33 protein-coding genes are annotated in these 20,253 nt (G+C 57.5%); all 33 read right to left on the minus strand.

What is annotated here, in order from left to right; genetic code table 11:
* Entirely contained in the window at nucleotides 1-1,200 is a 1,200-nt protein-coding gene (locus tag FYJ24_RS06905; RefSeq protein WP_154544885.1) for a phage major capsid protein, read from the minus strand.
* Nucleotides 1,197-1,901 (minus strand): HK97 family phage prohead protease, encoded by a 705-nt coding sequence (locus tag FYJ24_RS06910; RefSeq protein WP_154544887.1) that lies wholly within the window; start codon nucleotides 1,899-1,901, stop codon nucleotides 1,197-1,199. Before FYJ24_RS06910 ends, FYJ24_RS06905 begins: the two co-directional genes overlap by 4 nt.
* Nucleotides 1,898-3,823 carry a phage portal protein gene (locus tag FYJ24_RS06915; protein WP_154544889.1) on the minus strand — a complete coding sequence of 642 codons (1,926 nt, stop codon included), beginning with the start codon at nucleotides 3,821-3,823 and terminating at the stop codon, nucleotides 1,898-1,900. The genes FYJ24_RS06910 and FYJ24_RS06915 overlap by 4 nt, the downstream gene beginning before the upstream one ends.
* Nucleotides 3,823-4,011, minus strand: a complete 189-nt coding sequence (locus FYJ24_RS06920) for a hypothetical protein (protein WP_154544891.1) — start codon at nucleotides 4,009-4,011, stop codon at nucleotides 3,823-3,825. Before FYJ24_RS06920 ends, FYJ24_RS06915 begins: the two co-directional genes overlap by 1 nt.
* 9 nt (nucleotides 4,012-4,020) lie before the next feature.
* On the minus strand, nucleotides 4,021-5,556 hold the full coding sequence (locus FYJ24_RS06925; protein ID WP_154544893.1) for a terminase large subunit domain-containing protein: 1,536 nt from the start codon (nucleotides 5,554-5,556) through the stop codon (nucleotides 4,021-4,023).
* A gap of 19 nt (nucleotides 5,557-5,575) precedes the next feature.
* Nucleotides 5,576-5,986 carry a terminase small subunit gene (locus FYJ24_RS06930; RefSeq protein WP_154544895.1) on the minus strand — a complete coding sequence of 137 codons (411 nt, stop codon included), beginning with the start codon at nucleotides 5,984-5,986 and terminating at the stop codon, nucleotides 5,576-5,578.
* An 11-nt stretch (nucleotides 5,987-5,997) separates the two neighbouring features.
* Nucleotides 5,998-6,297 carry an HNH endonuclease gene (locus tag FYJ24_RS06935; protein ID WP_154545023.1) on the minus strand — a complete coding sequence of 100 codons (300 nt, stop codon included), beginning with the start codon at nucleotides 6,295-6,297 and terminating at the stop codon, nucleotides 5,998-6,000.
* Between the two features lie 556 nt (nucleotides 6,298-6,853).
* Entirely contained in the window at nucleotides 6,854-7,168 is a 315-nt protein-coding gene (locus tag FYJ24_RS06940) for an HNH endonuclease (RefSeq protein ID WP_154544897.1), read from the minus strand.
* Between the two features lie 349 nt (nucleotides 7,169-7,517).
* On the minus strand, nucleotides 7,518-8,285 hold the full coding sequence (locus tag FYJ24_RS06945) for a hypothetical protein (RefSeq protein ID WP_206192569.1): 768 nt from the start codon (nucleotides 8,283-8,285) through the stop codon (nucleotides 7,518-7,520).
* 128 nt (nucleotides 8,286-8,413) lie between these two features.
* Nucleotides 8,414-9,199 (minus strand): phosphoadenosine phosphosulfate reductase domain-containing protein, encoded by a 786-nt coding sequence (locus tag FYJ24_RS06950; RefSeq protein ID WP_225872065.1) that lies wholly within the window; start codon nucleotides 9,197-9,199, stop codon nucleotides 8,414-8,416.
* On the minus strand, nucleotides 9,193-9,972 hold the full coding sequence (locus tag FYJ24_RS06955) for a DNA adenine methylase (RefSeq protein ID WP_154544903.1): 780 nt from the start codon (nucleotides 9,970-9,972) through the stop codon (nucleotides 9,193-9,195). Before FYJ24_RS06955 ends, FYJ24_RS06950 begins: the two co-directional genes overlap by 7 nt.
* Entirely contained in the window at nucleotides 9,962-10,303 is a 342-nt protein-coding gene (locus tag FYJ24_RS06960) for a helix-turn-helix transcriptional regulator (protein WP_154544905.1), read from the minus strand. The genes FYJ24_RS06955 and FYJ24_RS06960 overlap by 11 nt, the downstream gene beginning before the upstream one ends.
* Nucleotides 10,296-10,871 (minus strand): hypothetical protein, encoded by a 576-nt coding sequence (locus FYJ24_RS06965; protein ID WP_154544907.1) that lies wholly within the window; start codon nucleotides 10,869-10,871, stop codon nucleotides 10,296-10,298. Before FYJ24_RS06965 ends, FYJ24_RS06960 begins: the two co-directional genes overlap by 8 nt.
* Nucleotides 10,868-11,698: a hypothetical protein gene (locus FYJ24_RS06970; protein ID WP_154544909.1), complete on the minus strand. Its 831-nt coding sequence runs from the start codon at nucleotides 11,696-11,698 to the stop codon at nucleotides 10,868-10,870. Before FYJ24_RS06970 ends, FYJ24_RS06965 begins: the two co-directional genes overlap by 4 nt.
* Before the next feature lie 13 nt (nucleotides 11,699-11,711).
* The gene (locus tag FYJ24_RS06975) at nucleotides 11,712-12,104 is read right to left on the minus strand and encodes a hypothetical protein (RefSeq protein WP_154544911.1); all 393 of its coding nucleotides are present in this window, start codon (nucleotides 12,102-12,104) and stop codon (nucleotides 11,712-11,714) included.
* Nucleotides 12,082-12,834, minus strand: coding sequence for a hypothetical protein (locus tag FYJ24_RS06980; RefSeq protein WP_154544913.1), 753 nt, complete (start codon nucleotides 12,832-12,834; stop codon nucleotides 12,082-12,084). The genes FYJ24_RS06975 and FYJ24_RS06980 overlap by 23 nt, the downstream gene beginning before the upstream one ends.
* Nucleotides 12,831-13,397, minus strand: coding sequence for a type I-E CRISPR-associated protein Cas6/Cse3/CasE (cas6e, locus tag FYJ24_RS06985; RefSeq protein WP_154544915.1), 567 nt, complete (start codon nucleotides 13,395-13,397; stop codon nucleotides 12,831-12,833). Before cas6e ends, FYJ24_RS06980 begins: the two co-directional genes overlap by 4 nt.
* Before the next feature lie 17 nt (nucleotides 13,398-13,414).
* Nucleotides 13,415-13,561, minus strand: a complete 147-nt coding sequence (locus FYJ24_RS12635; RefSeq protein ID WP_206192570.1) for a hypothetical protein — start codon at nucleotides 13,559-13,561, stop codon at nucleotides 13,415-13,417.
* Complete coding sequence (locus tag FYJ24_RS06990) at nucleotides 13,558-13,806, minus strand: hypothetical protein (RefSeq protein WP_154544917.1); 249 nt, start codon at nucleotides 13,804-13,806, stop codon at nucleotides 13,558-13,560. The genes FYJ24_RS12635 and FYJ24_RS06990 overlap by 4 nt, the downstream gene beginning before the upstream one ends.
* On the minus strand, nucleotides 13,803-14,048 hold the full coding sequence (locus FYJ24_RS06995) for a hypothetical protein (protein WP_154544919.1): 246 nt from the start codon (nucleotides 14,046-14,048) through the stop codon (nucleotides 13,803-13,805). The genes FYJ24_RS06990 and FYJ24_RS06995 overlap by 4 nt, the downstream gene beginning before the upstream one ends.
* Complete coding sequence (locus tag FYJ24_RS07000) at nucleotides 14,045-14,386, minus strand: hypothetical protein (protein ID WP_154544921.1); 342 nt, start codon at nucleotides 14,384-14,386, stop codon at nucleotides 14,045-14,047. The genes FYJ24_RS06995 and FYJ24_RS07000 overlap by 4 nt, the downstream gene beginning before the upstream one ends.
* A 72-nt stretch (nucleotides 14,387-14,458) precedes the next feature.
* Nucleotides 14,459-14,773 (minus strand): hypothetical protein, encoded by a 315-nt coding sequence (locus tag FYJ24_RS07005; protein WP_154544923.1) that lies wholly within the window; start codon nucleotides 14,771-14,773, stop codon nucleotides 14,459-14,461.
* Between the two features lie 90 nt (nucleotides 14,774-14,863).
* Nucleotides 14,864-15,223, minus strand: a complete 360-nt coding sequence (locus FYJ24_RS07010) for an HNH endonuclease (RefSeq protein ID WP_154544925.1) — start codon at nucleotides 15,221-15,223, stop codon at nucleotides 14,864-14,866.
* Between the two features lie 192 nt (nucleotides 15,224-15,415).
* Nucleotides 15,416-15,745, minus strand: a complete 330-nt coding sequence (locus tag FYJ24_RS07015; RefSeq protein ID WP_154544927.1) for a hypothetical protein — start codon at nucleotides 15,743-15,745, stop codon at nucleotides 15,416-15,418.
* Entirely contained in the window at nucleotides 15,738-16,103 is a 366-nt protein-coding gene (locus tag FYJ24_RS07020) for a hypothetical protein (RefSeq protein WP_154544928.1), read from the minus strand. The genes FYJ24_RS07015 and FYJ24_RS07020 overlap by 8 nt, the downstream gene beginning before the upstream one ends.
* Nucleotides 16,100-16,681 (minus strand): hypothetical protein, encoded by a 582-nt coding sequence (locus tag FYJ24_RS07025; protein WP_154544929.1) that lies wholly within the window; start codon nucleotides 16,679-16,681, stop codon nucleotides 16,100-16,102. The genes FYJ24_RS07020 and FYJ24_RS07025 overlap by 4 nt, the downstream gene beginning before the upstream one ends.
* Nucleotides 16,678-16,875: a hypothetical protein gene (locus tag FYJ24_RS07030; protein WP_154544931.1), complete on the minus strand. Its 198-nt coding sequence runs from the start codon at nucleotides 16,873-16,875 to the stop codon at nucleotides 16,678-16,680. The genes FYJ24_RS07025 and FYJ24_RS07030 overlap by 4 nt, the downstream gene beginning before the upstream one ends.
* Complete coding sequence (locus FYJ24_RS07035; RefSeq protein ID WP_154544933.1) at nucleotides 16,872-17,042, minus strand: hypothetical protein; 171 nt, start codon at nucleotides 17,040-17,042, stop codon at nucleotides 16,872-16,874. Before FYJ24_RS07035 ends, FYJ24_RS07030 begins: the two co-directional genes overlap by 4 nt.
* Nucleotides 17,023-17,496, minus strand: coding sequence for a single-stranded DNA-binding protein (locus tag FYJ24_RS07040; protein ID WP_206192571.1), 474 nt, complete (start codon nucleotides 17,494-17,496; stop codon nucleotides 17,023-17,025). Before FYJ24_RS07040 ends, FYJ24_RS07035 begins: the two co-directional genes overlap by 20 nt.
* 20 nt (nucleotides 17,497-17,516) lie before the next feature.
* Nucleotides 17,517-18,428, minus strand: coding sequence for a hypothetical protein (locus FYJ24_RS07045; RefSeq protein ID WP_154544937.1), 912 nt, complete (start codon nucleotides 18,426-18,428; stop codon nucleotides 17,517-17,519).
* A 12-nt stretch (nucleotides 18,429-18,440) separates the two neighbouring features.
* Nucleotides 18,441-18,824 carry a hypothetical protein gene (locus tag FYJ24_RS07050; protein ID WP_154544939.1) on the minus strand — a complete coding sequence of 128 codons (384 nt, stop codon included), beginning with the start codon at nucleotides 18,822-18,824 and terminating at the stop codon, nucleotides 18,441-18,443.
* Nucleotides 18,821-19,132: a DUF4406 domain-containing protein gene (locus tag FYJ24_RS07055; protein ID WP_206192572.1), complete on the minus strand. Its 312-nt coding sequence runs from the start codon at nucleotides 19,130-19,132 to the stop codon at nucleotides 18,821-18,823. The genes FYJ24_RS07050 and FYJ24_RS07055 overlap by 4 nt, the downstream gene beginning before the upstream one ends.
* A complete protein-coding gene (locus FYJ24_RS07060; protein ID WP_206192573.1) occupies nucleotides 19,129-20,175 on the minus strand; it encodes a DNA-methyltransferase in 1,047 nt (348 codons plus the stop codon). The genes FYJ24_RS07055 and FYJ24_RS07060 overlap by 4 nt, the downstream gene beginning before the upstream one ends.
* Nucleotides 20,176-20,253: the final 78 nt, after the last annotated feature.

Raw genomic sequence — 20,253 nt, forward strand, 5'->3', positions numbered from 1 at the left:
TTAGTCCTCCGACACGGTGATCTTCACGAACGCCGCAGGCTTACGAACCGCCAACGCGACCCGTTCAGTCGCGCGAACCGTCACCAAGCCCTTAGTGAAATCCGCCTGGTCCGAGTTAGTGGCCTCCACACGCACACCACCCTTACGGTATACAGTCGCACCAGCATTGAACGCGCCAACCACAGGCGCACCCACAGCCACAGCAGGGCTAACGACAGTGCGCAAACCCCAAACAGACGGCTGAGCGACAATGCCACCCTGCCCATACTGCCCAGCGAACATGCCACCACCGTAATACTGCCCGTTGGCATCCTTAGCAAGCCTCAGCCCCTCATAGTCGGCAGGATTGATCACCAACGCGTCAGCGTTCAGGCCCGTAGCGTTAGAAATACGCGTCATAGACTTGAAGATTTCATCAGCCAAACCATCCGCGACGGTAGAAGCCGTCTGCAAACCCGAACGATTCAGCAGACCCAACAGGTTGGTGCCGGTTCCATTTCCGGACAACAGTTGGGCTTCCTCAACCAGCGACAGGTCATACAGTAGCCGCCCGTCAATCTCGGAAACAACATAATCCAGATCTTCCAACATCTCGTCCGAGAGCTTGATGAACCCAGCGATCTTCGACAACGCATCAGTGACCTGCGTGGGGTCCTTATAGTGGAGTTGCCCCATTTGTCCGGCCTCGCCAACAGTGGCGAAGTCGCCCTCACGCGCACCTTCCACGAAGTAAGTGATTGCCTGCCCACCAATTTGTCCCTGACCGAACAGTCCGGTAATGGTGGGACGCCGGTAGGCTTGCACGATGGTGCGGTCAACGTCGGTCAGGATGTCACGGAACGCGCCCGTAGGCCCTCCGGTAACCTGCGAGTCGTCAGCAGCCTTGAACTCAGGAGCCGACACACTGCCGTGACGGCCCTTGAGCTGACGCAGCTCTTCACCGACAGTCTTACGAACATGCTCACCCAGCGACTTCGCCTGCACCTCGGGCGAGCCATTTTCAATGCCCACTCCATCTGATAGTGAGTCGAGCGCGGCCTTCGCTGCTTTCGCGTTAGCGATCCGCTCATCCAACGCCTTCACGTTGTCGGCGGCGTCCTGAGCTGCCTTGATCGTCTCATCTGTAGGGTCCGCCTCCATAGCGGCCTTAGCGTTCTGCGCGGCTTCGAGTGCTGCCGCGCGCTGTGCCTTCAGGTTCATTTTGAACTCTCCATTTCTGCCCCTCCTAGGGCGTCGATTTGTTTACTTAGTCGCGCGACAACCTCACCTAGTGACTTACTCGCGGCCTCACCCTGATCGGGATTGCCAGCTTCGGGAGCCTCGTCTGGCTTGCTGTCCACTTCCACCCCATCGGTGGCAAGATTCTGTGCCGCTAATTCTTTGAGCGCGGCGACTTCTTCCGCAGTGAAACGGTCAGCGACCGACTTCACCACGTCGATCGAGGTGTCACTGTTCGCACCTTGCGGAACAATGCTGACCTCGAAAAGGTTGAGTTTGCGCAGTTCTCGAACCTGTTTCCCGTCCTCCGTGATCGTCGCCGCATCATCGATGTCGAACGCAAACGACATCTCGTTGACCATCCGCTCCTTCAAGAGCCGATGAACCTTCAGCGACGTTGGATCATCATCGAAAAACTCACCTGTGACCTTCAGGCCGTGGTCATCCTCAACAATGTCAACGACCTTAGCGACGTAAGAGCCAGGATCATATTGGTCGTGCAGCCAAAGCACCGGTATTGTCTTGCCAGACTCAGCCCACGCCTTCAGCGACTCAGTAAACGCCCCCTTAGCGACCACATCCCCATACGAATCTGGGGTGCGTGTCCAAGTGGACGCATATCCCGTGAATGATAAAGGCCCCGACTCTGCCGGGGCCACCTTGAACGCTTTTGTGAGCCTCATTGTGGCCCCCTTCCAATAGATACACCACACATGCAACCGGCTGTTTCATCCACGCCCGCTGAGGAATCACCGGGCCAGGACTGACCGTTACTGAACCGCGCGCCGTAAGGCACGGTCTCCCCATCCATCGCAGCGTGAGAATCCCGTGGGTTACCGGACGTGACATGCCACTGTTTCCACCCCTGGCCCCCAAGAATCTGTTGGCCAACCTCTTTCGCCGTCCATGACGCGACGAAAGCGGCGAACGCCGCACCCGCAACAACGGAGCGAACATCAATAGCCTCTTTGAACACGTCCGCAGGGGCGACACCCTCAGCCAGAGCAAACTGTAGGGCCTCTACCGTTTTCGCGTTGATAAGCGCGGCCCGTGAGCGCGACACCTGCTTCAAATATGCGTAGGTCAGTTCTGGCACGTATTCGGACGGGTCCACACCCAGTGCTTCAGTTTGGGCGCGCCCAATCTCGGGGGAGTATTGGACCGCGATCTTGTAAAGGTCATCCGCTAGCTCACGGTTCCACCTGAGCCCGTCCCACCATTCAGGGAACCCCCCAACCGTTTCAGTCGCCTTCCCAATGACGGGTAACACTGCCTTGCTTTGACGTTCAAACGTCTTAGCCAACACCAGACTTGTCGCCTGCCCTATCTCGGGCGTGTACTCCCACGACTCCACCGGGGCCGGAGCCTTCACCTGCACAGGTTTAGCCCGCTCATTTTGCGTGCCTGAATCTTGCGGTGACGCCTGCCCACCAATCAACACATTCAGCGGCGTAACTAGATCATCCCCGCCAGGAACGTCCGGCAGGTTCATCTTCGCGCGCGCCTCATTACGAGTCATCACCGGAGCACCCACACTCGTTTGGAACGTCTTAGCCTGCTCCTCAAACGACCCACGCAGCTTCGCATCCAGGAACGCCTCAATATATTGGCCGGGCTCCCCAAACACGTCAACGAGCGGCGCAACCGCCTGCTCCCACCCATCAATGTAAGGCCCCAGATTGTCACGGTAGAGTGACTGCCTGAACGCTTCCATGTTGGAATAGTTACCCTGACGCGCTCCCACCATTTCCGGGGCAATATGGAACAGGGACGCAACCTCAATATCTGTCAGCCGACGCGCCTCAATGTCATCCAGGTCGCGCGGCGTGAAGGACGGTTTGCGGTCCTTCCACTTCATGCCCTCATCCAGCAGCATCGACCCGCCAGACCGCTCAGACTTCGCGTCAAACGCGCGTAGACCTTCGAGGAAGTTCTTACGCGCCTCCAGAGAGTCCCACGCCTGTTCACGCTCCACAACACCCGTGTGGGTGGCCTGCCGCTGCCACATCATTCGCCGGAATTTTAACGCATCGTCAGAATCTGTCAGAATCGCGCTTAGCGTTTCCATCGGGCTAAACCCCGCGACACCAGGAATCGAATAGCCCGACAGAATCAGGAACTCGTCAATGTCCCGCGTGACGTACTGGCCACGCTCGTTGACCACTTTGATCGTCTTGATTGTCCCGTAAACGTCGTCAATGCTCTGCACCCATGACGCTGGGGGAATCCGACGCAGTTTCATTTCGAGCGGGTCAATATGCACTGCGGCGCGGTCGTAGATCAGCCAGTCAATGAGGACACGCTTCCAGAATAGGTAAGCGTTTTCTTCACGCGCCATCGAGGGGGAGTGAAGCAGTCGTGCTAGGTCACTGTCACGCACCCGTTCGCGCCCATCGTCCGTGCGGTCATACAGGTGCAGCGGGATCGACGCAATATTGCTGGCGATGAAGTCCACGACTTTACGGACGGACGGCTGATCCCTCCACACGTTCACCGGGGACGGCTTGAAAAACGATTCGATAGATTCGAGGGGGACCGCCATGTTCATGTAGTCCACGTTCTCGACGCGGGCCGCACGCTCTGCCGCTGCGAGGAAGTTAGCCACTATTCGACCACCCTCCTAAGCCACGGGGGAGCCGGGATCACTAGGTCACCCGCATCCACGCCCTCAATCACACAACCCGTAATCAGCAGGTAGCCGGTACGCTCCACCGCCCGCAAAGTACCCTCACCAACGACATCCTGAAAAGGAAACACAACCTTGGAACCAACAAAAGACTTGAACAAACGCACCCCGGCCTCCTAAATCAGATCGAGAGCACCGAACGAATAAATCGACGGCGCAGGCGGTTCCTCCGGTGTTCGCAAATGGTCCCACAGCGCGCCCGTAGCAGCCACCAAGGGACTGGCGTCCTGCGCAGAGTTACGCCGATCCCAATACCAGCCGTCACCCGACACTCTTTGCGCCGCCGTAGCAGCCGCCAAATTCAACGCTTCCTGACCACGATGCGCCAACGGTGGGAACGGAGGATGATCCTCTAGGACGCTCACAACGCGGTCATAGATCAGGCCACAAGCGAGCGGCATATCAGGCCCCGCCCACTCCACAACCTCAACACCATCCAAATCATTGAGCGGCTCCAACAACGCGGCAGCCGGGTTCATCGCTCGCGATGGAACCACGACACGAACCGGCCGAGCCGGGTCCGCTATCTGCTCGAACCACTCCGGCACCCACTTCAACCAGCCACCACCAGGACGCCCAGCCGCGACTTCCACCTGCGGACGACCAGACGCCTGCGACCCACAAACAGCGATCCACGCCGTCGAACGATCAACAGAAACGTCCACGCAATACGACACGTCCACAGGATTCTCAATCACCCCAGTCAGGTCCGCGCATTGCTCCCAAGACCCACCCGGAAACGGCCCCTCCAACGTCCCCAAAATCCACTGACACAGACACTCGGTGCGGAACACGGGGTCCGGGTCCGTCGCACACGCACTAGCGAGCGCCTCCTCCGTGAGCGCCCCGTAACCCATCGCGGGATTCGCTTCCGCCCAACCCTCACGATCCCACTTCGACCTGCCCGGAGCGGCACTCCACTCAAAAATGCCGAGCGACTGGTCCGCGGTCTCCGGCGCGTCATCATCAAGCAGCGCCGCGTCCTTGTTGATCCCATCAGGGTCCCCGAGGGCGGCGTGCGCCTTCTTACGCAGTGACATGAGCACCACGCTCAACTCGTCACCCGCGTTCGACAACGCCCACGCCTGCGCCTTGGGGCGCGCCATCATCGTCTTAGTGACAGCCCCCCAAGCCTCCCAATTCGTATGCTCCCGCAACTCATCCAGCAGCAACAAATCACTAGACAGGCCACGCGCCGCCTTACGCGTAGAAGCCTTCACCTTGTACTCAGTGCCAATCGACAGAACAAGAGACTTGTTGACACTGCTCCGGTTCACGGCCTTTATGAGAGCGTCCAACTCTGGGACGCTCTGCGCCATCTCTGTCGCATCCTGCCAAAGCGATTCAGCAGTAGCCAAGTCTTGCGCGGTCCCCACAATCAAAGGCACCTGCAACACATACAGGGACCAGAGCGCTAACACCTGGCCCAACGTGGACTTACCATTCTGGCGGGCAATGAGAATAACGATAGTTCGGAACCGGAACCGACCCGACTCCGTCACCTCCAGACCGTGGATCAGCAAGAACTCCTGCCAGGGATAAAGCTTCATCTCTAACACCTGGTCAGCGAAATCAATCACCGAATATCCAAGAGTCCGCTTCTCAGTTTCCGGTGACCGTGGCTCCAAAGGGCGCAACGGCGGTGTGAACACGCGCGGCTCACGGCGCCCCCTAAGCGGTTGCTTCGCCCCGGTACGCTTTGAGCCCGACCCCTTCTTGGAGCGCCTGGAGTTTCCCAACCGGAGCACCCCCCGCCTTACTAGATGATGCCTTCATCGACTCAGTGCGTGCCTGGTCCTTCGCGCGCGCAACATCCGCCGCCGGAGTCAAACCCAAATCGTTCATGTACTTTAGGAACGCGGGGATCGAAGTGTTGTCGTTATCCGGCACAGCGGGGCGGCCACCGCCAGCGGCGCGAACATCATCGTTAGCCCACTGAACAATCACGTCCCAGGCGTCGATCTTGTCGGCAAGGGCGCGCGCAGCCGCAACCGTCCCCGCATGCCTGGCATAGATGAGCTTGTCCCGCCGAGCAGCCTTCAACGCCCGCTCAAAATCAGAACGAACCGGACCATGAGCCATGAGGCCACCCCCTAAACGCGGCTACCCTTCGCAGAGTTGCAACTCAAATGCGCGAGCTGGCTATTTTCCATCGAATGGTCGCCACCAAGAGACAACGGCACAACATGATCCAACGACGCCGACATAACATCCGGACGTTTCAACTCAGGATCTACCGGCCCACCGCATAACTGGCAGATCCAACCGTCACGCTCAAACACTACGAACCGATCCACCACGTCGAACCTGCCGCCGTACTTTGCCGTCTTTCCTCGCGGCCCGCCGGGCGCATAGTCCAAGATCGCCCACTCTTTACCCGCGTCAGCCTGCATCTTCACGTAATGGCGCTTACAAAGTTTCCGCCAGTACGTCGGCTTAGAACACCCCTCATGAGTGCAAGTCGGCGGATTAGTCCGCAACTTCGGTTGCGAGTACTTAGGGCGATCAAAAGGGATACCGTGTTGCCGCCGGTCATAATGCATATAGCAGAGCCCAGATGAGCACTGCCCCGGATTCTCGCACCCAACTACTGAACACGGCCTAGATGAACGCTTCGCGCGCCTGAGCCGATCCTTAGTTCTGTTGCTGCACGTTCCTGAGCAATACTTACGCGGCGACTTCTCGCGGCAAGTAAAAAACTGCCCGCAATCGTCAGCGGCACATATGCGGGTAACATCAACCATGTCGAGACTCCCTAAAGTCATCGGCCACGGTCCCGGAGATTGCCGTCTCGCGGGACCACTCACTGGCTCTATTCTACCGAAAGCACTAATATTCCGCGCGCGCACGCGCCTGCGCGACCCCGGTTCTGAAACACCTGAGAGCGAAAAGCCTCCTACCCGCGCCGCCGGGTCTGATGGTGTTGGTTCGCTCATGATTTGAACCCCCTTACCCTTGGGGGAGACTCCAGTCGCGGCTGGTGTTGCCGCTGGTGGGGAGCGCGTACATTTTGACGCCGCGCGACGTGTTGCATGAGCGGTGGCAGATTTGCGTGTTTCCGCGATCTAACCTGAGTTCGGGATGGTCTCGCCAGGAGAGGACGTGGTCCACGGTGGGCGCGTCGGGCGCGTTGTAGTCGCGCGTCTTGTAGTTGATTTTCATTCCGCAGATCGCGCATGGTGTTTGGTTGGCGCGTGCTTGTTTGAGTAGTGACTTGCGAAGCCTCTTCCATTCGTGACTGTCGCGGGCAATGTTGCGTGCCATTGTCACCGCCTCGCGTGGACTATTTCATTTCGGCGTGTGCAACGTGCTTGTTCATGAACATGTTGTGCCCGCAGTACACGCACTTCTTATAGAAGGGGAGAATCAGCAGCCCGAGTCCGCCAGTGCATAAGCCGAGGGTCCAGAGTGTCGCAGTTCGTCCTACGTTCTTCGCTCCGGTTTCGCAGATGCAGCAGCCGACACACCCTTTGCGGGTGTACATTTCGATGTTTTGGTTATTGAGTTGGTTTCTCATCGGTGGTGCCTTTCCGTGGTCAGCGGGTAGGTGTGTCTCTGATTCTAGCCGCCCGGGATGTGGAGCACCCCATATTTGGGCGCGTTGGATGTGCCGCTACTGAGATGATACCAGATCATTGATTTGCGCCAGGGGATACGCATAGTGTTTCTTGTTTCCCTTGCGGTCGAGTTTCCCGGCTTTGTGCCAGTCGCGCAGGTGCGCCCAGGTGAGGCTGCCTGAGTAGAGTTCGATGGCTTGTTTGCCGTATATCCAAGTGTCTCCTGTGTCGTCGGTGGTGGTGACGTGTTTGAGTGCGGCTGCTTGAAATGCGGGGATGTGTTCGGCGGGTATCCTGTTGCCGCAGTCCTTGTTGCTGCATGTGGCCTCGTCGTCGTATCCGCGTTTGGGGAGTGGTTGTTGGAGCATGTTGCCTCGTTTGCATTTGGGGCATAGGCCTCGGTTCAATGGCGCGTTGCCTGTTGCGTGGGCGACTTTGTGGTGGATGATTTTTAGTTCTTCGCAGTAGTCGTCCCAGGCGGTTTGGCATTGGAGCCCGTAGTCGTCTTGAGTGCCGTCTTCGTTGAGGTGCCAGCCGTTGACGTTGGTGAAAACCGGGTTTTCTTGGAGTTGTTGTAGCATCCACGCGCCGGGCTGTTCGCGGTAGGTGGGGGGTTGGTCTACCCAGTCGGAGAACCAGGGCACCCAGAATCTTAGGGCTTTATCGACACTCTCACTGTCGCACACGCCTATAGCGCCGTCACTGTCCACTGAGTCGATGACGCTGTCGAGGCCGAAGGGGAGGCGTCCTTGGTCGTCTCCCCCTTGAACCACATCCTGGTCGTAGCGGATGGCTGACACCTGTTCGACGGGCGTCCAGGGCATGAGTCGCCACCGTAGGATGTCCTCGAGGAGTTTGGCGGCGTGGTGGCCTGTCATGTGTGTCAATGTGGCTCCTTGGTTCTACCCGCAATTCTACTTATATTATGACTATATAAGCGTTTTTGCGGGTGTTAGCGTGTCGTGGTTTTGGTTGGTGTGGCGCGGGTTGGTGCTAGATTCGGGAAGTAGGTGTCCTCCCAGTCGTCCATGTCACGCCCGTACACGATAGAGCGAGCAGGTGCTTTTGAACGCAACGGGTGGACACGCAGCCATCGACGGTCTAATAGCCCACCATGTGATGCGGCATACGCAGGGTGAACTGGAAGATTATTGACTGCTAACAGGCCGAAAACCTGCGCTGCTGTCCATTTGATGATTGGGCGACATGAATTCTTGCTGCTCACGCCATGCCAACGAAGGGATCGGGCGCGCATTTGTGATTCTTCTGCGCGCACACCGTTGATCGACGGCTCGGGGATATTCTCCTTGAGCACGTCTTGCGACCTATAGTCGGGCCTGTCGAACTGTGCTGGATTGTAGTCCGGGTCTCCGCGCTTAGGGTTGCGTGCAGTAGCGGGCCGCTCCTCGTATGCGCCAGGAAAAGCCTTTAGGAATGCGTCGCGCACCTGGTAGGTGGCTTCCGCCTCGTAGCTCATTCCGTCCGCGCGGATGGTTGGCACCCAGACGAGCGGAATCATGGGGTCTGTTTGGCGGGTGAGCCATGCGACCACCACGGAGTCTTTCCCCCACGAGGTGGAGCACACGCAGTTTGGGTTGCGTTCTTTGAATGTGCGAATCTCATCGAGGGCCTCGTCAATCATGCGGGCGGGTAGGCGGCCGATCCGCTGGTCGAAGCGTTCCAGCTCGGACCACCGCGCACGGTCTGCCGCAGTCAATGTTGGCATGTCAATCAACATTTGACCCACACAACCTCAGTGCGGTCTACGAGCTTTCCGACTGTTATTCTGGCACGCCCGGGGAACTCATAGCGGTCCCAGTCTTTCAGCCTTTCCTCATAAAGTGGCGTTGAGTATCCAGAGATCATTACTGATGCTTTCGCATTGATTGAGGCATTTAGTAGCGCCTCATGATCGTCTGCGGTCATTTCGTCCCGATACCTACTTTCTGCACCTAAATAGGGCGGGTCAACATAGAGCAGTGCGTTCTTAGCGGGGCCATACATTTTTACCATTTCCACAGCGGGACGCTGATCTAAGCTGACGTGCTGCAGGCGCCGAGAAATAGATAGTAGTTGTTCCGCTTTTCTCACCAGAGTTTCTGGATGGCTACCCGTTGTGAGCCGTTTGGCCCACATGGGACGTTGCGGATTCACTAGTGACCGGTTTGTTCCCTGCGTGAGCCGAACCCACACTTTCCGCGCGATTTCCAGGTCAGATTTACCTTCATTCTTGAGTGCGTCGTAGTATTCATAGCGCGAATGTGGGGTGAGTTCTATTGCGGATATCAGCTCGTCTGGCTGGTCCCGCAGGACACGCCAGAAGGTGACGAGCTGTCCGTCTAGGTCGTTCGCTGTCTCGGCGGCGCTTGGTGGTTTAGCTAGGAGCAGAGCGAGACTCCCCCCGCACACCTCCACATAGTGGTGATGCGCGGGGATGAGCGGGATTAGTTTACTTGTGAGCATTGATTTAGTCCCCACGTAGGGGAGTGGCGTGCGGAGTTTAGGCGACATCTGTTTTTCCTCCCATAATGTCGCGTGTGGGTCGGTGGTCTGCGAAGCTGCCGTGTAGTGGACGATTGGGGACTAACTGCAGGTGTGATGGCACTACTAGGCGGATGAGTTTTGTTTTTAATGCTCGAGCGATTTCGCATGCGTCGTCAACGGTGGCGCGGCGCTGGCCCGCTTCGATTCTGATGAGCTGATCGCGTGTGATGGCATGCCCTCGGGCGCGGATTTGTTCTGCGAGGTCTTGCATTTCGATGCCTAGGTTTTTGCGGACGACCCGCATGTTGGTGGCAAAGGCTTGTCCATGTTCACCGAGATTTACGGGCGGGTTAGCCATGGCTTTTCCTTTCGTAATGCCAGTAGGGTGGGCGTGTTGGCAGGGTCATTGGTCGGTCTGCCCATGCTCCGGGCGTGCCAGGTTCGATTTCCCAATGTGTGACTTGTCCGAGGCCGATTGCGCGGTGTGAGCCGAGGTGTGTGATGCGGTCGAGCAGGAGACGTAGCCAGTCCTCGTCGGCGCATTCGATTTCCCAGCTGATCTTGGGGATGAGCGCCACGGGGATTACCACGTCACGCGCTTTGTGTGGTCCGAGCGCGTGGTGGTTTTTCTTTTCCTTGGTGAAGCGCACTAGCTCCGCGTCTGCCGGTTTCTTACGGATTTCTAACATCGTGTGGGCTTGCACCTGATAGTGGGCGCGTGAGTTCTTCCAGCCCCAAAGTCCGTTTTGTTCCCATTTTTCTAGGGGGAGTAGGATCTCTGGTGCGTGTTCACGGGTGATTGTCGGATAAGCGCTGTCGGGGCGGGTGGCTTCGGCCCAGGCCAGTGGCCCGTCGAGCAAGAATTCTCGCCCGACGATGCCACTGGTGCGCTCGATGAGGTGAGCGGTGACTTTTAGGCTGGTCATGCCGCTAACTCCCGCACGATCTCCACAATTTCATCAGCATGGTCCAGGTAGTGCTGGGTGAGCCAGGGAACCTCGTTAGATACTTCTTCCTCTGTGGTGATGCGTGCTTTTCCGTAGCCGGTCGCGGTTTTCGCGGCGAGAAACGCAACGCCACCTGGCGCCCACAGGTGGAACGCGGCTGCCAGGGTTTTCTCATGCTCACCTGTGGCGGCGGCATCTGTTTCCATGCTGCCAGCTAGTTCCGCGCCGGGCTTGAGTATCTGGGTGGACCAGATCATTTGTGTAGACGCGTTCACCGCATCGTCGGCTAGCTCGATAAACCGCGCAGCAGGCGTGGTGTCCAGGTCGTGGCGGGTTCCAAATTCTTCTCCCCGATAGTGGGCTGCTTTGTGGGTTGCCTGCACGGGAATGCGCGCATGGTTTTCCTCACACACCAGGATCCCGTCAGAAACACGCGCGGTTCCGGCAGTGATGTCAGATTGGGCGGCGTACCCGAGCAGTCCCAGCATGGGGAGTGCCGCGTTCGCTCTGCGTGTCAGATCCAGATTGGTTTGCGCCCCGGTAGTGGTGACCGCGCCACCACTCCAAATGAGCGACACTGCGGTTTTTGTCAGTGTCCCGTCTGCTAGATCGAGGGTTTTTGCGAGATGCCAGGCGAGTGCGTCCCGCAGTCCATGACGGATAGAGTTGGCGCTGAGGAAGGGAACCATTGCCAGGCTGCCGTCTTCAAGGACGACTTCCTGTGTGCGGAGACGCTGTGTATTCCCGCTGGTGCCAGCGCCGTGGTGGAACGGGCTTTCAAGGGTTGCAATGTAGTTGATTTTCATTCTTAGGTGCCTTTCAGAAAATGGTTACAGCGGGTTCAGTTTTTGTTTTTGCCGTGTCGCGCTGCTCTATTCGTTGAATATCAGCGAGCGCGAGGATGTAGACCGCGTTGCGGGTGATGTGTGCAGCCCAAGCCGGGTAGTCCTGATCGATCAGTTCCGCGACCTCAGCAACGGTTTTTGCTTGGCGCTTGTCGATCTGGGGGATTTGAAGTTTTTTAGCGGCTAGTGTGATTGCTTCGCTTGCGGTTGAGGCTCCGGCGGCGGCGGCTTCGAGAGCGCTGATTGCGCGCCCGCCACTCCAGAAATCGATGCGGCTTGGCCCGTCGTCGGTGAGACTGTCGCGTAGTGCGAAAATCAGGCGGATTGTGGCCTGGTCGAGTTGTTCAGGCGTGGGGGTAGTTATCATTTTCGGTGATTCCTTTCGTGATTGTCCACAGTGCGAGTCGCAGTAGTGGGGATCGGTGCCAGGCGGCTAATTCGCCGTCTAGCTTTTGCCATTGGGTGAGCATTTCGCGGGTTTTCAAATACTTTGGTGTGCCTGTGAGGATTGCGTCGGAGGGTATTCCGAGGCGGCGTAGGCCAAGCGTGGCGGTGAACACCTGCCGCCAGTCGTCACACCTGTAGGGGACGTTGATTGTTTCGAAGCGGATAACTCCCGAGTTCCCCTCACAGACTGTCGCGTAAGGGAGCACATGTTTTTGACCTGAGTCGGCCACGCTAACTAGCCATTGGCCAGCGGGAGGGTCCCAGAGCGTGTCGATAACTGGCGTAGTGTCTTTTTTGCTTGTCAGGCACAAACCGTTGTGCTGACCTATCCAAGCGGCGGCTTTCTCCTGTGAGGGTGGAAGCTCTCTTCCAGGGGTCGCGATAACGGTCCACTGGCGAAATGATCGGGGTGGTTTGCCAGAACATATAGCAACACACGCCCAACATGCCCGGTCCGAATCCTCCCGGGTGAACATTCCTCTGTCAGTAAAGTTTTCACCGAGCACTTTCTTTGCAGGCGCAGTATTGTTTTCGGTTTCACCACAAACACAGCAGATTGTAGGGGCTGTGCTAGTGAAAGCTTTTGCGCTGGCCCCCTCGACGGGGGGTTTGCCCGCGAGGTTGTGGACGAGCCTGGTTGCGTGGGTCATTTCAGCACCTCTGTGAGTAGGAGTCCGCAGCCGAACCTCTTAGCCCGCCCAACGCCGTGTGTGAGTAGGTGGGAGAGTGCTTTTGGATCGTTCACGGTCATAGTGCCGGTGAATGCGGTGCGTGTGTGTATCATTCGGGTTCCGTCGGGGCGGTTTCCTTTTGCGGGGCTCATTATTTGCACATCTACATGGTTGACCTTTGCAGCCGAGCCGATTTTACGGACGAACCAATCAGGTATTTCGTCTTGGCTTAGCGGCGTGAGTTTTCCGCGTTGTTCAGGTTGGAAGGTTCTTTTTACTGGGTTCAAGATTGCTGCAAAGGTGAGTTTTTCATGTTTCTGGTAGTTGGTTTTGCGTGGCGCGGCAAAAACACTAGTAGAAACGCGTTTTATTGTGTTCATATTGAGTGCCGATTCGGACTGGACGATTAGTTTTCCGGGGCGGGGGGATGCCCACAGATAGGTTGAGCTGTTAGATGCGAGGGTGAGAAAACGGTGTGTCATGTCCGTGTCGAATGTCATCCGGCGTTCACGTTGAGATAATTCGATACTGGTCAGCCACATGGGAACTCCTTTCGGTGTTAGTCGTGGTTGGGCATGTCGATTTGGAAGCCGATGGGTGGGGGGTCGGCTTTTTCGTCGCGGCTGTAGGTGTCGGTTTCGCGCGGCTCGGGTTCGGGCTGGTGGTCGCGGTTGATGCGGAGTTCTAGGCTGAGTCGGACTCTCACTGCGCCCCTCCTTGCCAGTTGCAGTCGAGTCCGCCGCCGGTGTAGATGACGCATTCCAATGGCTGTCCACTTTGTTGGCTGATGATGTACCTGGACAAATAGCCGTCTTGTACGCGCCATGATGGGACGGACATGTCAGGCGTGCTGTCGGTACTCTGTGCGGGTGCGGGTGTTGTCTCAGCCTGGGTTGCGCATCCTGTGAGTAGCAGGCACGCGGCCAACACGGACAGTAGGCGGCGTCTCATTGGTCGTCCTCCTTGGCTGTTTTCTCCCATCCGTTTGCGGCGGTGTTAACCCATCCGCGTTTTTTCCAGCAGTCTGCGCAGAGACGGAGTCCCGGCTCGCGCTTGTTGAAAATGGCTTTCCGCACGGTCAGGATGGGGAGTTTTTCTGACCATACTCGGAGGCAGTCGTCGCATTGTACTGCGAGCGGGTCGACTGCGACGATGCCGTGTACTCGTCCGGGGATGGTGGGGAGTCGTTTCATTGGTCCTCCATGATGCGTTTGATGGTCATGAGGTCGCGTTTCCACCCGCAGCCGATTGGCCCGTCTGGTGGGTAGGTGTCGCATTCGGGGTAGCTGGATAGGACCGCTTCGATGGCTTCTAGCCTCTTGAGCGCTTCTGGCACCCAATCGCGGCAGGCAGCAATAAACTCGGCGTCATTCTTCGCGTTCCAGTCCCCTCCACCGACCTCCGCAATCAACCATTGTTGCTCCTGGTCGTATTCGACTTTCCACTCACCAGTGAGGTCGTTTTGATTGGCTTCCCACGGCCCCTCAGTCGCACTGTCGGCCAACTGTCGCATTTCCTGGTCAGTGGTCATTGTGGCTCCTTATCCAGACGATTCCGAGGATGGTCAAGCATCCGATTAGTGTGGTTGCTACATCAGGCCAGCTCATTTCCCCTCCAGTGCGTTGAGTGCGACGCGGGCTTCCAGTAGGACCCATTTGTCATATGGGGCTTTGGTAGCGATTTCTGGCGTGATTTCTTCCGGATTTGCAGGCCCTAACATGCGCGCCTCCTTGATGATTTCGCGGGCTCTCTCCCGGTACTGCGACTGCACCGCTTCGGGGAGACAGTGCAGAAAATCAACCGGATATGTTTCGGGCACAACCTGACCTCCCCGTAGGCCCGCGCGTCGTTTCAGTGATGTGCATTCGAGTCCGGCCACCAGCTCCACAAGCCGCTGGTCACGGTCGTCACAGCTCATTTCTCGTTCCTTTCTGCGAGTCTTGCGATGATTGCGTCGATCGCAGCTATTACCGAGTCCTTTGGTAGCGCCTTGATTTCGTCTATGGTTCTAATCATCATGGGTGGACTCCTTTTGTAGTTTTTCGAAATAGAATTCGACGGGTCCGCGTGTGAATGCGATTTTCCCGTAGCGGAGTAGTGCTTTGACGGTGCTGTTGCGTTCGAGGTTTTGGATCATCAGGTCCATGCGTTCCCGGAACTGATCGAGCGTCATATCAGATTTGTAGTAGTTGCAGCTCCTACAGGCGGGCATTTTGTTGCTGAGCACGTCCAGGTGTGACTTGTCGCCCTTGTCTCCGCGTCGCAGTGGGATCACGTGGTCTTCCTGCATCGTTTTCAGCGTCAGGTGGCACCCGCAGTAGGCGCAGTGACCACCGGTTTTCGCTAACACTAGCTCCCGCTCAGTCATGGGTACCCCCTTTGCATCGGTGAGTTTTCATGTCCCATTTCTGGTGGGCTTTCGAGTGGTAGGGCTCCATTTCGTAACCGCATTTGCGGCACATCCACCCATAGTCCGGCTCGAAGAACCATCTCGAAGTGGTCAGGACCAACGCGATTCCCGCCGGGAAGCTGATGAATCCGAGAAGGAACCATAACCAGCTCATTTCCCGCTCCTTTCCGCGATCTGGGCGGCGATGTCTAGGCCCGCACTTCGACCTAGTGCGTATCCAAAATCGAGGCCTTCGGTCTTTGCTTTGTCGGGGGGCCACGCAGCCGCCCGTATTTCCTCCGCTACTCGCCGCCGTTCGTCAGCGCGAATGATCGGGGCAGCGGCTTCTAAAATGCATCGCCGGTTGTCCCTGATAATCTCCGCCGCATCGGGATCGTCTTTGGCGAATTGTTCCCATTTGTCGGAGCGGCCTAGCACCTCATCCCAAAAAACCTGAGTCGCCGCCTCTACCGCTTCATCTGGAATGTCAATGTCAGCCATTGTCTTGGTCCTTGCTTTCGTAGCAGCACATGCATACGTGCTCCATTCCTCGGTAAAACTCTCGGTTCTCCGTATTGGTCAGGTCTGGGTATATGTGCCCTTTTTCCATGCAGCGTGATGTGCGGGCGGGCCATTCCAGGTCGTAGATGTTGGTGCGGCGATGCTGGTCCCAGAGGCTTGGGTGTAGTCCGGCCCCAGATAGTTCTTTGTCGGACCAGTCGCGCCAATGATGCCGGGGCCATTCATCCTGAGTTTCTACACACTCGTAACCGGTGACGGTTGCGCAGTACGTTTTCTCGCTCTTGACTGTCTCTCGGCTCTGGTCGCACTGCAAACAGGTGCCGACTGGAACACTCACTGTTCCTCTCCGATCCCCAAAGCGGCGGGTAGTTCGACCTCGAACGCCACGGATAGTGCCCGCGCCTGTGCCCGCGTCCACTCCTCGCCATAGAGTCCACCGAACATGGCCACGAACTGCTGTTTTGCAATGAGTCGTTCCAATGTCTGCGTGTCGGCCTCTAGTTCGTTGGCGGTTTCCTGTGCTTCGACTAGGGCGAGAGTGGCTGCGACTTGAGCATTAGCTGAGTGCATTTGAGCAATCCATTTATGATCGGATTCCGCCATCGCGGCCTGTTGCCACGCTGCCCGCATACACTCCTCTGCATCCGCAAAATGCTTCTCCGCTTCGTTTTTGTGGCTCATGAGCGGTTCCTTTCGGCTCCTTTCGGCTTTGATTTCTTCCTCGATTGCGTGGGGCCAGTACCATGCGTCCCAAGTGGATTCGAGTTTCCTGTCTGGTGGTGCCGGGTAGTGTCCGGGGATGGTCCACCCGCATGTGCAGCGGCACCAGGTTTCCTCATCGCCGGGGATTATCAGCAGGTAGTGATGGTCCGGCGTGATGGGTGTCTGGTCCCACTTGGCAGGAGTGTGGCTCATGAGCGGGCCTCCCAGTCACAGGTAATGCCGGTCTGGGAAAAATCTTTGGCTTTGACACAGACAACTTTGCCGCCGTCTGGCAGGTCAACAACATATGACCTTAGTGATCCTGGTCCGTCTGCGGGGGTAGTTGGAGCGCACCCGGTCAGGCTTATTAGTGTGAGCGCGGTGATCAGTGCTATTCGCTTGCTCATTTCGTCCTCGTTTTCGTGGTGGTGGCGATTGTGTCGCCGCTGATGGGGTAGGGGGTGCCGGTGTTGTTGTGTGCTGCTATTAGGGCGCTGATGGGCAGTGGGCGGAACACGAACGCGGCGGTGGTCGCGTCGCAGAATTGTTCGGGGTCAGAAGGGTGCTGGCTCATTGAAGCTGCCTCCTCCCGCGTTTCCGAAAACGTCGTAGGTGCCGTTTTGCGGGCCGTTCGTGGCGGGGGTGTCCGAATACCCGCCTGTGGGGCTGTTCGGCTGTCCTGCGAACGGCTGGGCGGCGTTTTGGGGTGCTCTGGGGACCACGCCGAGGAACTTCGCGCCTAGTAGTTCGTAGCTGAGTCGCTGTGACCCGTCCTGAGCCTGGTAGGTGCGAATCGAGAATGTACCCTCGACGCTCACCCGGTCGCCCTTGTGGAGCACGTCGGCGAGACGTTCAGCCATTTGTTCCCAGAGTGTCGCGCGAATCCACAGAGGTTCGCCCACGTCAGACCACTGGTTCGTCTGACGATCCAGCCGTGAGGGTGTTGCCGCAATCGAGAGATTCAGGGTCGCTTTGCCTGACTGGTTGTTGAATTTCAGTTCCGGTTCCTGCCCGAGGTTGCCGGTCACTATCCCATGAAATGCCATGTTTATCGTCCTGTCTGTTGGTTTGCTGTGTCTATGGCTTGTTGGTCATCTGCTCCGTCGCCGATAGCGGCGAGGAAGGCGTCTTGCCAGGCGCGCCACGCGAGCGGATCGTCTACCTTGAAAAGTTCGGGTGGGATTGGAATATCACCCGACTGTTTGCGGGCCTCGATGCGCTGCTGGCGAGGATCAGACGTGGTGGGGGTTAGCCCCAGGTCGTCGGTCCATCGGTCTTTGTTGAGCCATCCCTGCGCGTATTTCGGGGACCGGTCGGGGTTTGCTTTGAGCCATGCGGCGTAGCGGTCAGCCCCGGCAGTGAGTGTTTCTAGGTCTGCTCTGGAGCGGGCATTGATGAAAGCGTCTCGCGCTTCTGTTTTGCCGCGTTTGACGGGCCAGTGATCCCACCATGCGTCAAACTCTGAGGCAAATTGCGCCTCTTGCGCTTTAAGTAATTCTTTCTTTCTATCTATCTTTCTATCTGTTACACGATTCGTTGAACGATTCGTTGAACGATTCGCTTTCTTAGCTTCTGCCGCAGCACGTCCCGCAGCGCTCAGTTGCTTGGCTTTTTCGGCGCTCTGTTGGTGCTCCAAATAGTCATGCACTTCTGCCATTCCACCTGCATGATTGATCCACAATCCCACCTCAAAAAGGGCAGTGATCGCGGCCTCTTCTTCGTCGGTTTGGACAACCGCAAGAGCCTTGACTGTGTCCACAGGGAATAACCCGTCGGTGAGGTTTTGCGCCGCATACAGAATTGACGCAAGATGTGCCTCACGAGCGGTTCGTATAGCGTTTCGTATAACGATTGGTTCAACGGATCGTAGAACGGATCGTAAATGGCGCTCGACGTGAAACCACTTCGGATTCAACATGTAACCGGTGTCGATCTTCGCCCAAGCGCGCTTATCAGCCACGTCTACCTCCTTTCAGAATGGGATGTATTGGTCGGTGAGGACCAACTGCAACGCGTGCATTTTGGGTTTCAAAGTGCGGTCTCTAGCTGGCCTGCCGTAGCCGACCAAGGGGACGTGTTCGCCGGTGTCATCAGGGATGATGCCTGCGATGACGAGGCCGTCTATGGCTGCTTTGACCATGGGTGCGATTGCGTCTGCGTCGCAGAGTGGGCCGGTGCGTATGTAGGCGCGGGCGTAGATTGCGACGGGGCCTTTTGCTGGTTCTAGGTTGGTTTTGGCGAGCCACGCGGTTTTGTTTTTGATCGCGACACGTTTCAGGCTGGCTGCCTGATAATGCACGCGGTGGTTTTGTAGTAGCCACTCATCCGGGCTTATCGGGACCATGAGCGTACTCACGCCTCCTCCTTGATCCAGGCGCTCGGAGTGGCAATCTCGATGCCTAGATCGATTGCGAGTTTGATCTCGATGCAGGCGCCCCGCGATTTTGACCAGCCCGGTAATAGCGCTACCCCGTCTGCCTGGATGAGCATGCCGATGGCGTCGCGCATAAACAGCTGCCAGGGGTCCGAGGTGGGCCGGTTGCTTTCGGCGGGGTTTAGTACCTCATAGCCCGCCTCCCGTAGCTCACGTGCAGCCTCGTGGAATGCGGGGTAGTTGTATTCGGGTAGGCCACTCATAGGGCCCGCCACATATAAGCGCGTCACGCTCCCACCTCCCACAGTTCCAGGACACCCTGAGATAGCCGCCTAGCCGCGATCTCACAGTATTTTTCTTCCAACTCCACGCCGATGGCTTTACGTCCCAGGCGTTTAGCGGCCACCAGGGTCGAACCAGAACCAGCGAACGGGTCAATGACCGTGTTCTCGATGCGGGATGAGCTGCGGATCAAGTGCTCCATAAGTGGCAGTGGTTTTTCGCAGGGGTGTTTCCCCGGGTAGCCTGCAACCGGCGAGAAGCGGAAAATGTCAGTCGAGAGGTCTCTACTATGGATGTTGAACGGCCGTCGCAATTCCTCGTACTCGCGTCGCAATTCCTCGTACTCGCGTCGCAATTCCTCGTACTCGCGTCGCAATTCCTCGTACTCGCGTCGCAATTCCTCGTACTCGCGTCGCAAATACTCGCCGCCATCCTGGTTCAGCAGTTCCCGGGCAGCCTCATAAGCCTCTTTCGTTGGCAGTGAAGAGCCCTCTGCCCACCGAACTGGTAGCGCACCGTCGTACCCAAGGGCCTTGCCGAGCTGACTTGCCTTCCACCCCGCCCGTTCCCATTCGGTTTGCATGTATCGTCCGAGGGGCGCGAACACCTCGCGGTGCAGAGCTTTTGCCTGTTCGCCGTACTCGTCGGCGAATTGCTCCGCGAAGATGACGGCCTCCCACGGCGAGAGGAAAGACCTCGCTTGACTGAGATCGATTTTATTAAGCCTGCTGACATCTTTGACCCAGCGCGCGTTGTTGAGAACTCGGAACCATTTGCCAACTTCGTTTTCAACCGCGGTTGACATCTGCGGGGATGCGAAGATCCAGATTGACGCATTGGCTGGCAATGCGGACTTGGCGATTTGTAGCCATTCGCCCATCCAAGCCAGGAATTCGTCTGCGCCTCCCCACTGGTTGTCCCACGCGTCGGGCTTCACCCCAAAATATGGCGGGTCTGTCACCATTACGTCGGCTCCGGTCCACCATTCGGGGCGTTCTAGGCAGTCCCCGTGGTAGAGCCTGACAAAATCATCCTCGTAATAAACGCTCACGCGGCTGCCTCCTCCTCGTTGTTTACGCATTGGTGTGTGGTCCAGTCGAGTACGCGCCGGTCGCAGTCTGGGCAGATG

This window comes from Scrofimicrobium canadense (genome assembly GCF_009696615.1).
Taxonomy (GTDB): domain Bacteria; phylum Actinomycetota; class Actinomycetes; order Actinomycetales; family Actinomycetaceae; genus Scrofimicrobium; species Scrofimicrobium canadense.

Excerpts from the sequence above, each read along its gene's own strand:
- FYJ24_RS06905 (WP_154544885.1), bottom strand. The coding sequence starts at position 1,200 with ATGAACCTGAAGGCACAGCGCGCGGCAGCACTCGAAGCCGCGCAGAAC.
- FYJ24_RS06910 (WP_154544887.1), bottom strand. The coding sequence starts at position 1,901 with ATGAGGCTCACAAAAGCGTTCAAGGTGGCCCCGGCAGAGTCGGGGCCT.
- FYJ24_RS06930 (WP_154544895.1), bottom strand. The coding sequence starts at position 5,986 with ATGGCTCATGGTCCGGTTCGTTCTGATTTTGAGCGGGCGTTGAAGGCT.
- FYJ24_RS06935 (WP_154545023.1), bottom strand. The coding sequence starts at position 6,297 with ATGCAGGCTGACGCGGGTAAAGAGTGGGCGATCTTGGACTATGCGCCC.
- FYJ24_RS06940 (WP_154544897.1), bottom strand. The coding sequence starts at position 7,168 with ATGGCACGCAACATTGCCCGCGACAGTCACGAATGGAAGAGGCTTCGC.
- FYJ24_RS06945 (WP_206192569.1), bottom strand. The coding sequence starts at position 8,285 with ATGCCCTGGACGCCCGTCGAACAGGTGTCAGCCATCCGCTACGACCAG.
- FYJ24_RS06950 (WP_225872065.1), bottom strand. The coding sequence starts at position 9,199 with ATGTTGATTGACATGCCAACATTGACTGCGGCAGACCGTGCGCGGTGG.
- FYJ24_RS06955 (WP_154544903.1), bottom strand. The coding sequence starts at position 9,972 with ATGTCGCCTAAACTCCGCACGCCACTCCCCTACGTGGGGACTAAATCA.
- FYJ24_RS06960 (WP_154544905.1), bottom strand. The coding sequence starts at position 10,303 with ATGGCTAACCCGCCCGTAAATCTCGGTGAACATGGACAAGCCTTTGCC.
- FYJ24_RS06965 (WP_154544907.1), bottom strand. The coding sequence starts at position 10,871 with ATGACCAGCCTAAAAGTCACCGCTCACCTCATCGAGCGCACCAGTGGC.
- FYJ24_RS06970 (WP_154544909.1), bottom strand. The coding sequence starts at position 11,698 with ATGAAAATCAACTACATTGCAACCCTTGAAAGCCCGTTCCACCACGGC.
- FYJ24_RS06975 (WP_154544911.1), bottom strand. The coding sequence starts at position 12,104 with ATGATAACTACCCCCACGCCTGAACAACTCGACCAGGCCACAATCCGC.
- FYJ24_RS06980 (WP_154544913.1), bottom strand. The coding sequence starts at position 12,834 with ATGACCCACGCAACCAGGCTCGTCCACAACCTCGCGGGCAAACCCCCC.
- cas6e (WP_154544915.1), bottom strand. The coding sequence starts at position 13,397 with ATGTGGCTGACCAGTATCGAATTATCTCAACGTGAACGCCGGATGACA.
- FYJ24_RS06990 (WP_154544917.1), bottom strand. The coding sequence starts at position 13,806 with ATGAGACGCCGCCTACTGTCCGTGTTGGCCGCGTGCCTGCTACTCACA.
- FYJ24_RS06995 (WP_154544919.1), bottom strand. The coding sequence starts at position 14,048 with ATGAAACGACTCCCCACCATCCCCGGACGAGTACACGGCATCGTCGCA.
- FYJ24_RS07000 (WP_154544921.1), bottom strand. The coding sequence starts at position 14,386 with ATGACCACTGACCAGGAAATGCGACAGTTGGCCGACAGTGCGACTGAG.
- FYJ24_RS07005 (WP_154544923.1), bottom strand. The coding sequence starts at position 14,773 with ATGAGCTGTGACGACCGTGACCAGCGGCTTGTGGAGCTGGTGGCCGGA.
- FYJ24_RS07010 (WP_154544925.1), bottom strand. The coding sequence starts at position 15,223 with ATGACTGAGCGGGAGCTAGTGTTAGCGAAAACCGGTGGTCACTGCGCC.
- FYJ24_RS07015 (WP_154544927.1), bottom strand. The coding sequence starts at position 15,745 with ATGGCTGACATTGACATTCCAGATGAAGCGGTAGAGGCGGCGACTCAG.
- FYJ24_RS07025 (WP_154544929.1), bottom strand. The coding sequence starts at position 16,681 with ATGAGCCACACTCCTGCCAAGTGGGACCAGACACCCATCACGCCGGAC.
- FYJ24_RS07030 (WP_154544931.1), bottom strand. The coding sequence starts at position 16,875 with ATGAGCAAGCGAATAGCACTGATCACCGCGCTCACACTAATAAGCCTG.
- FYJ24_RS07035 (WP_154544933.1), bottom strand. The coding sequence starts at position 17,042 with ATGAGCCAGCACCCTTCTGACCCCGAACAATTCTGCGACGCGACCACC.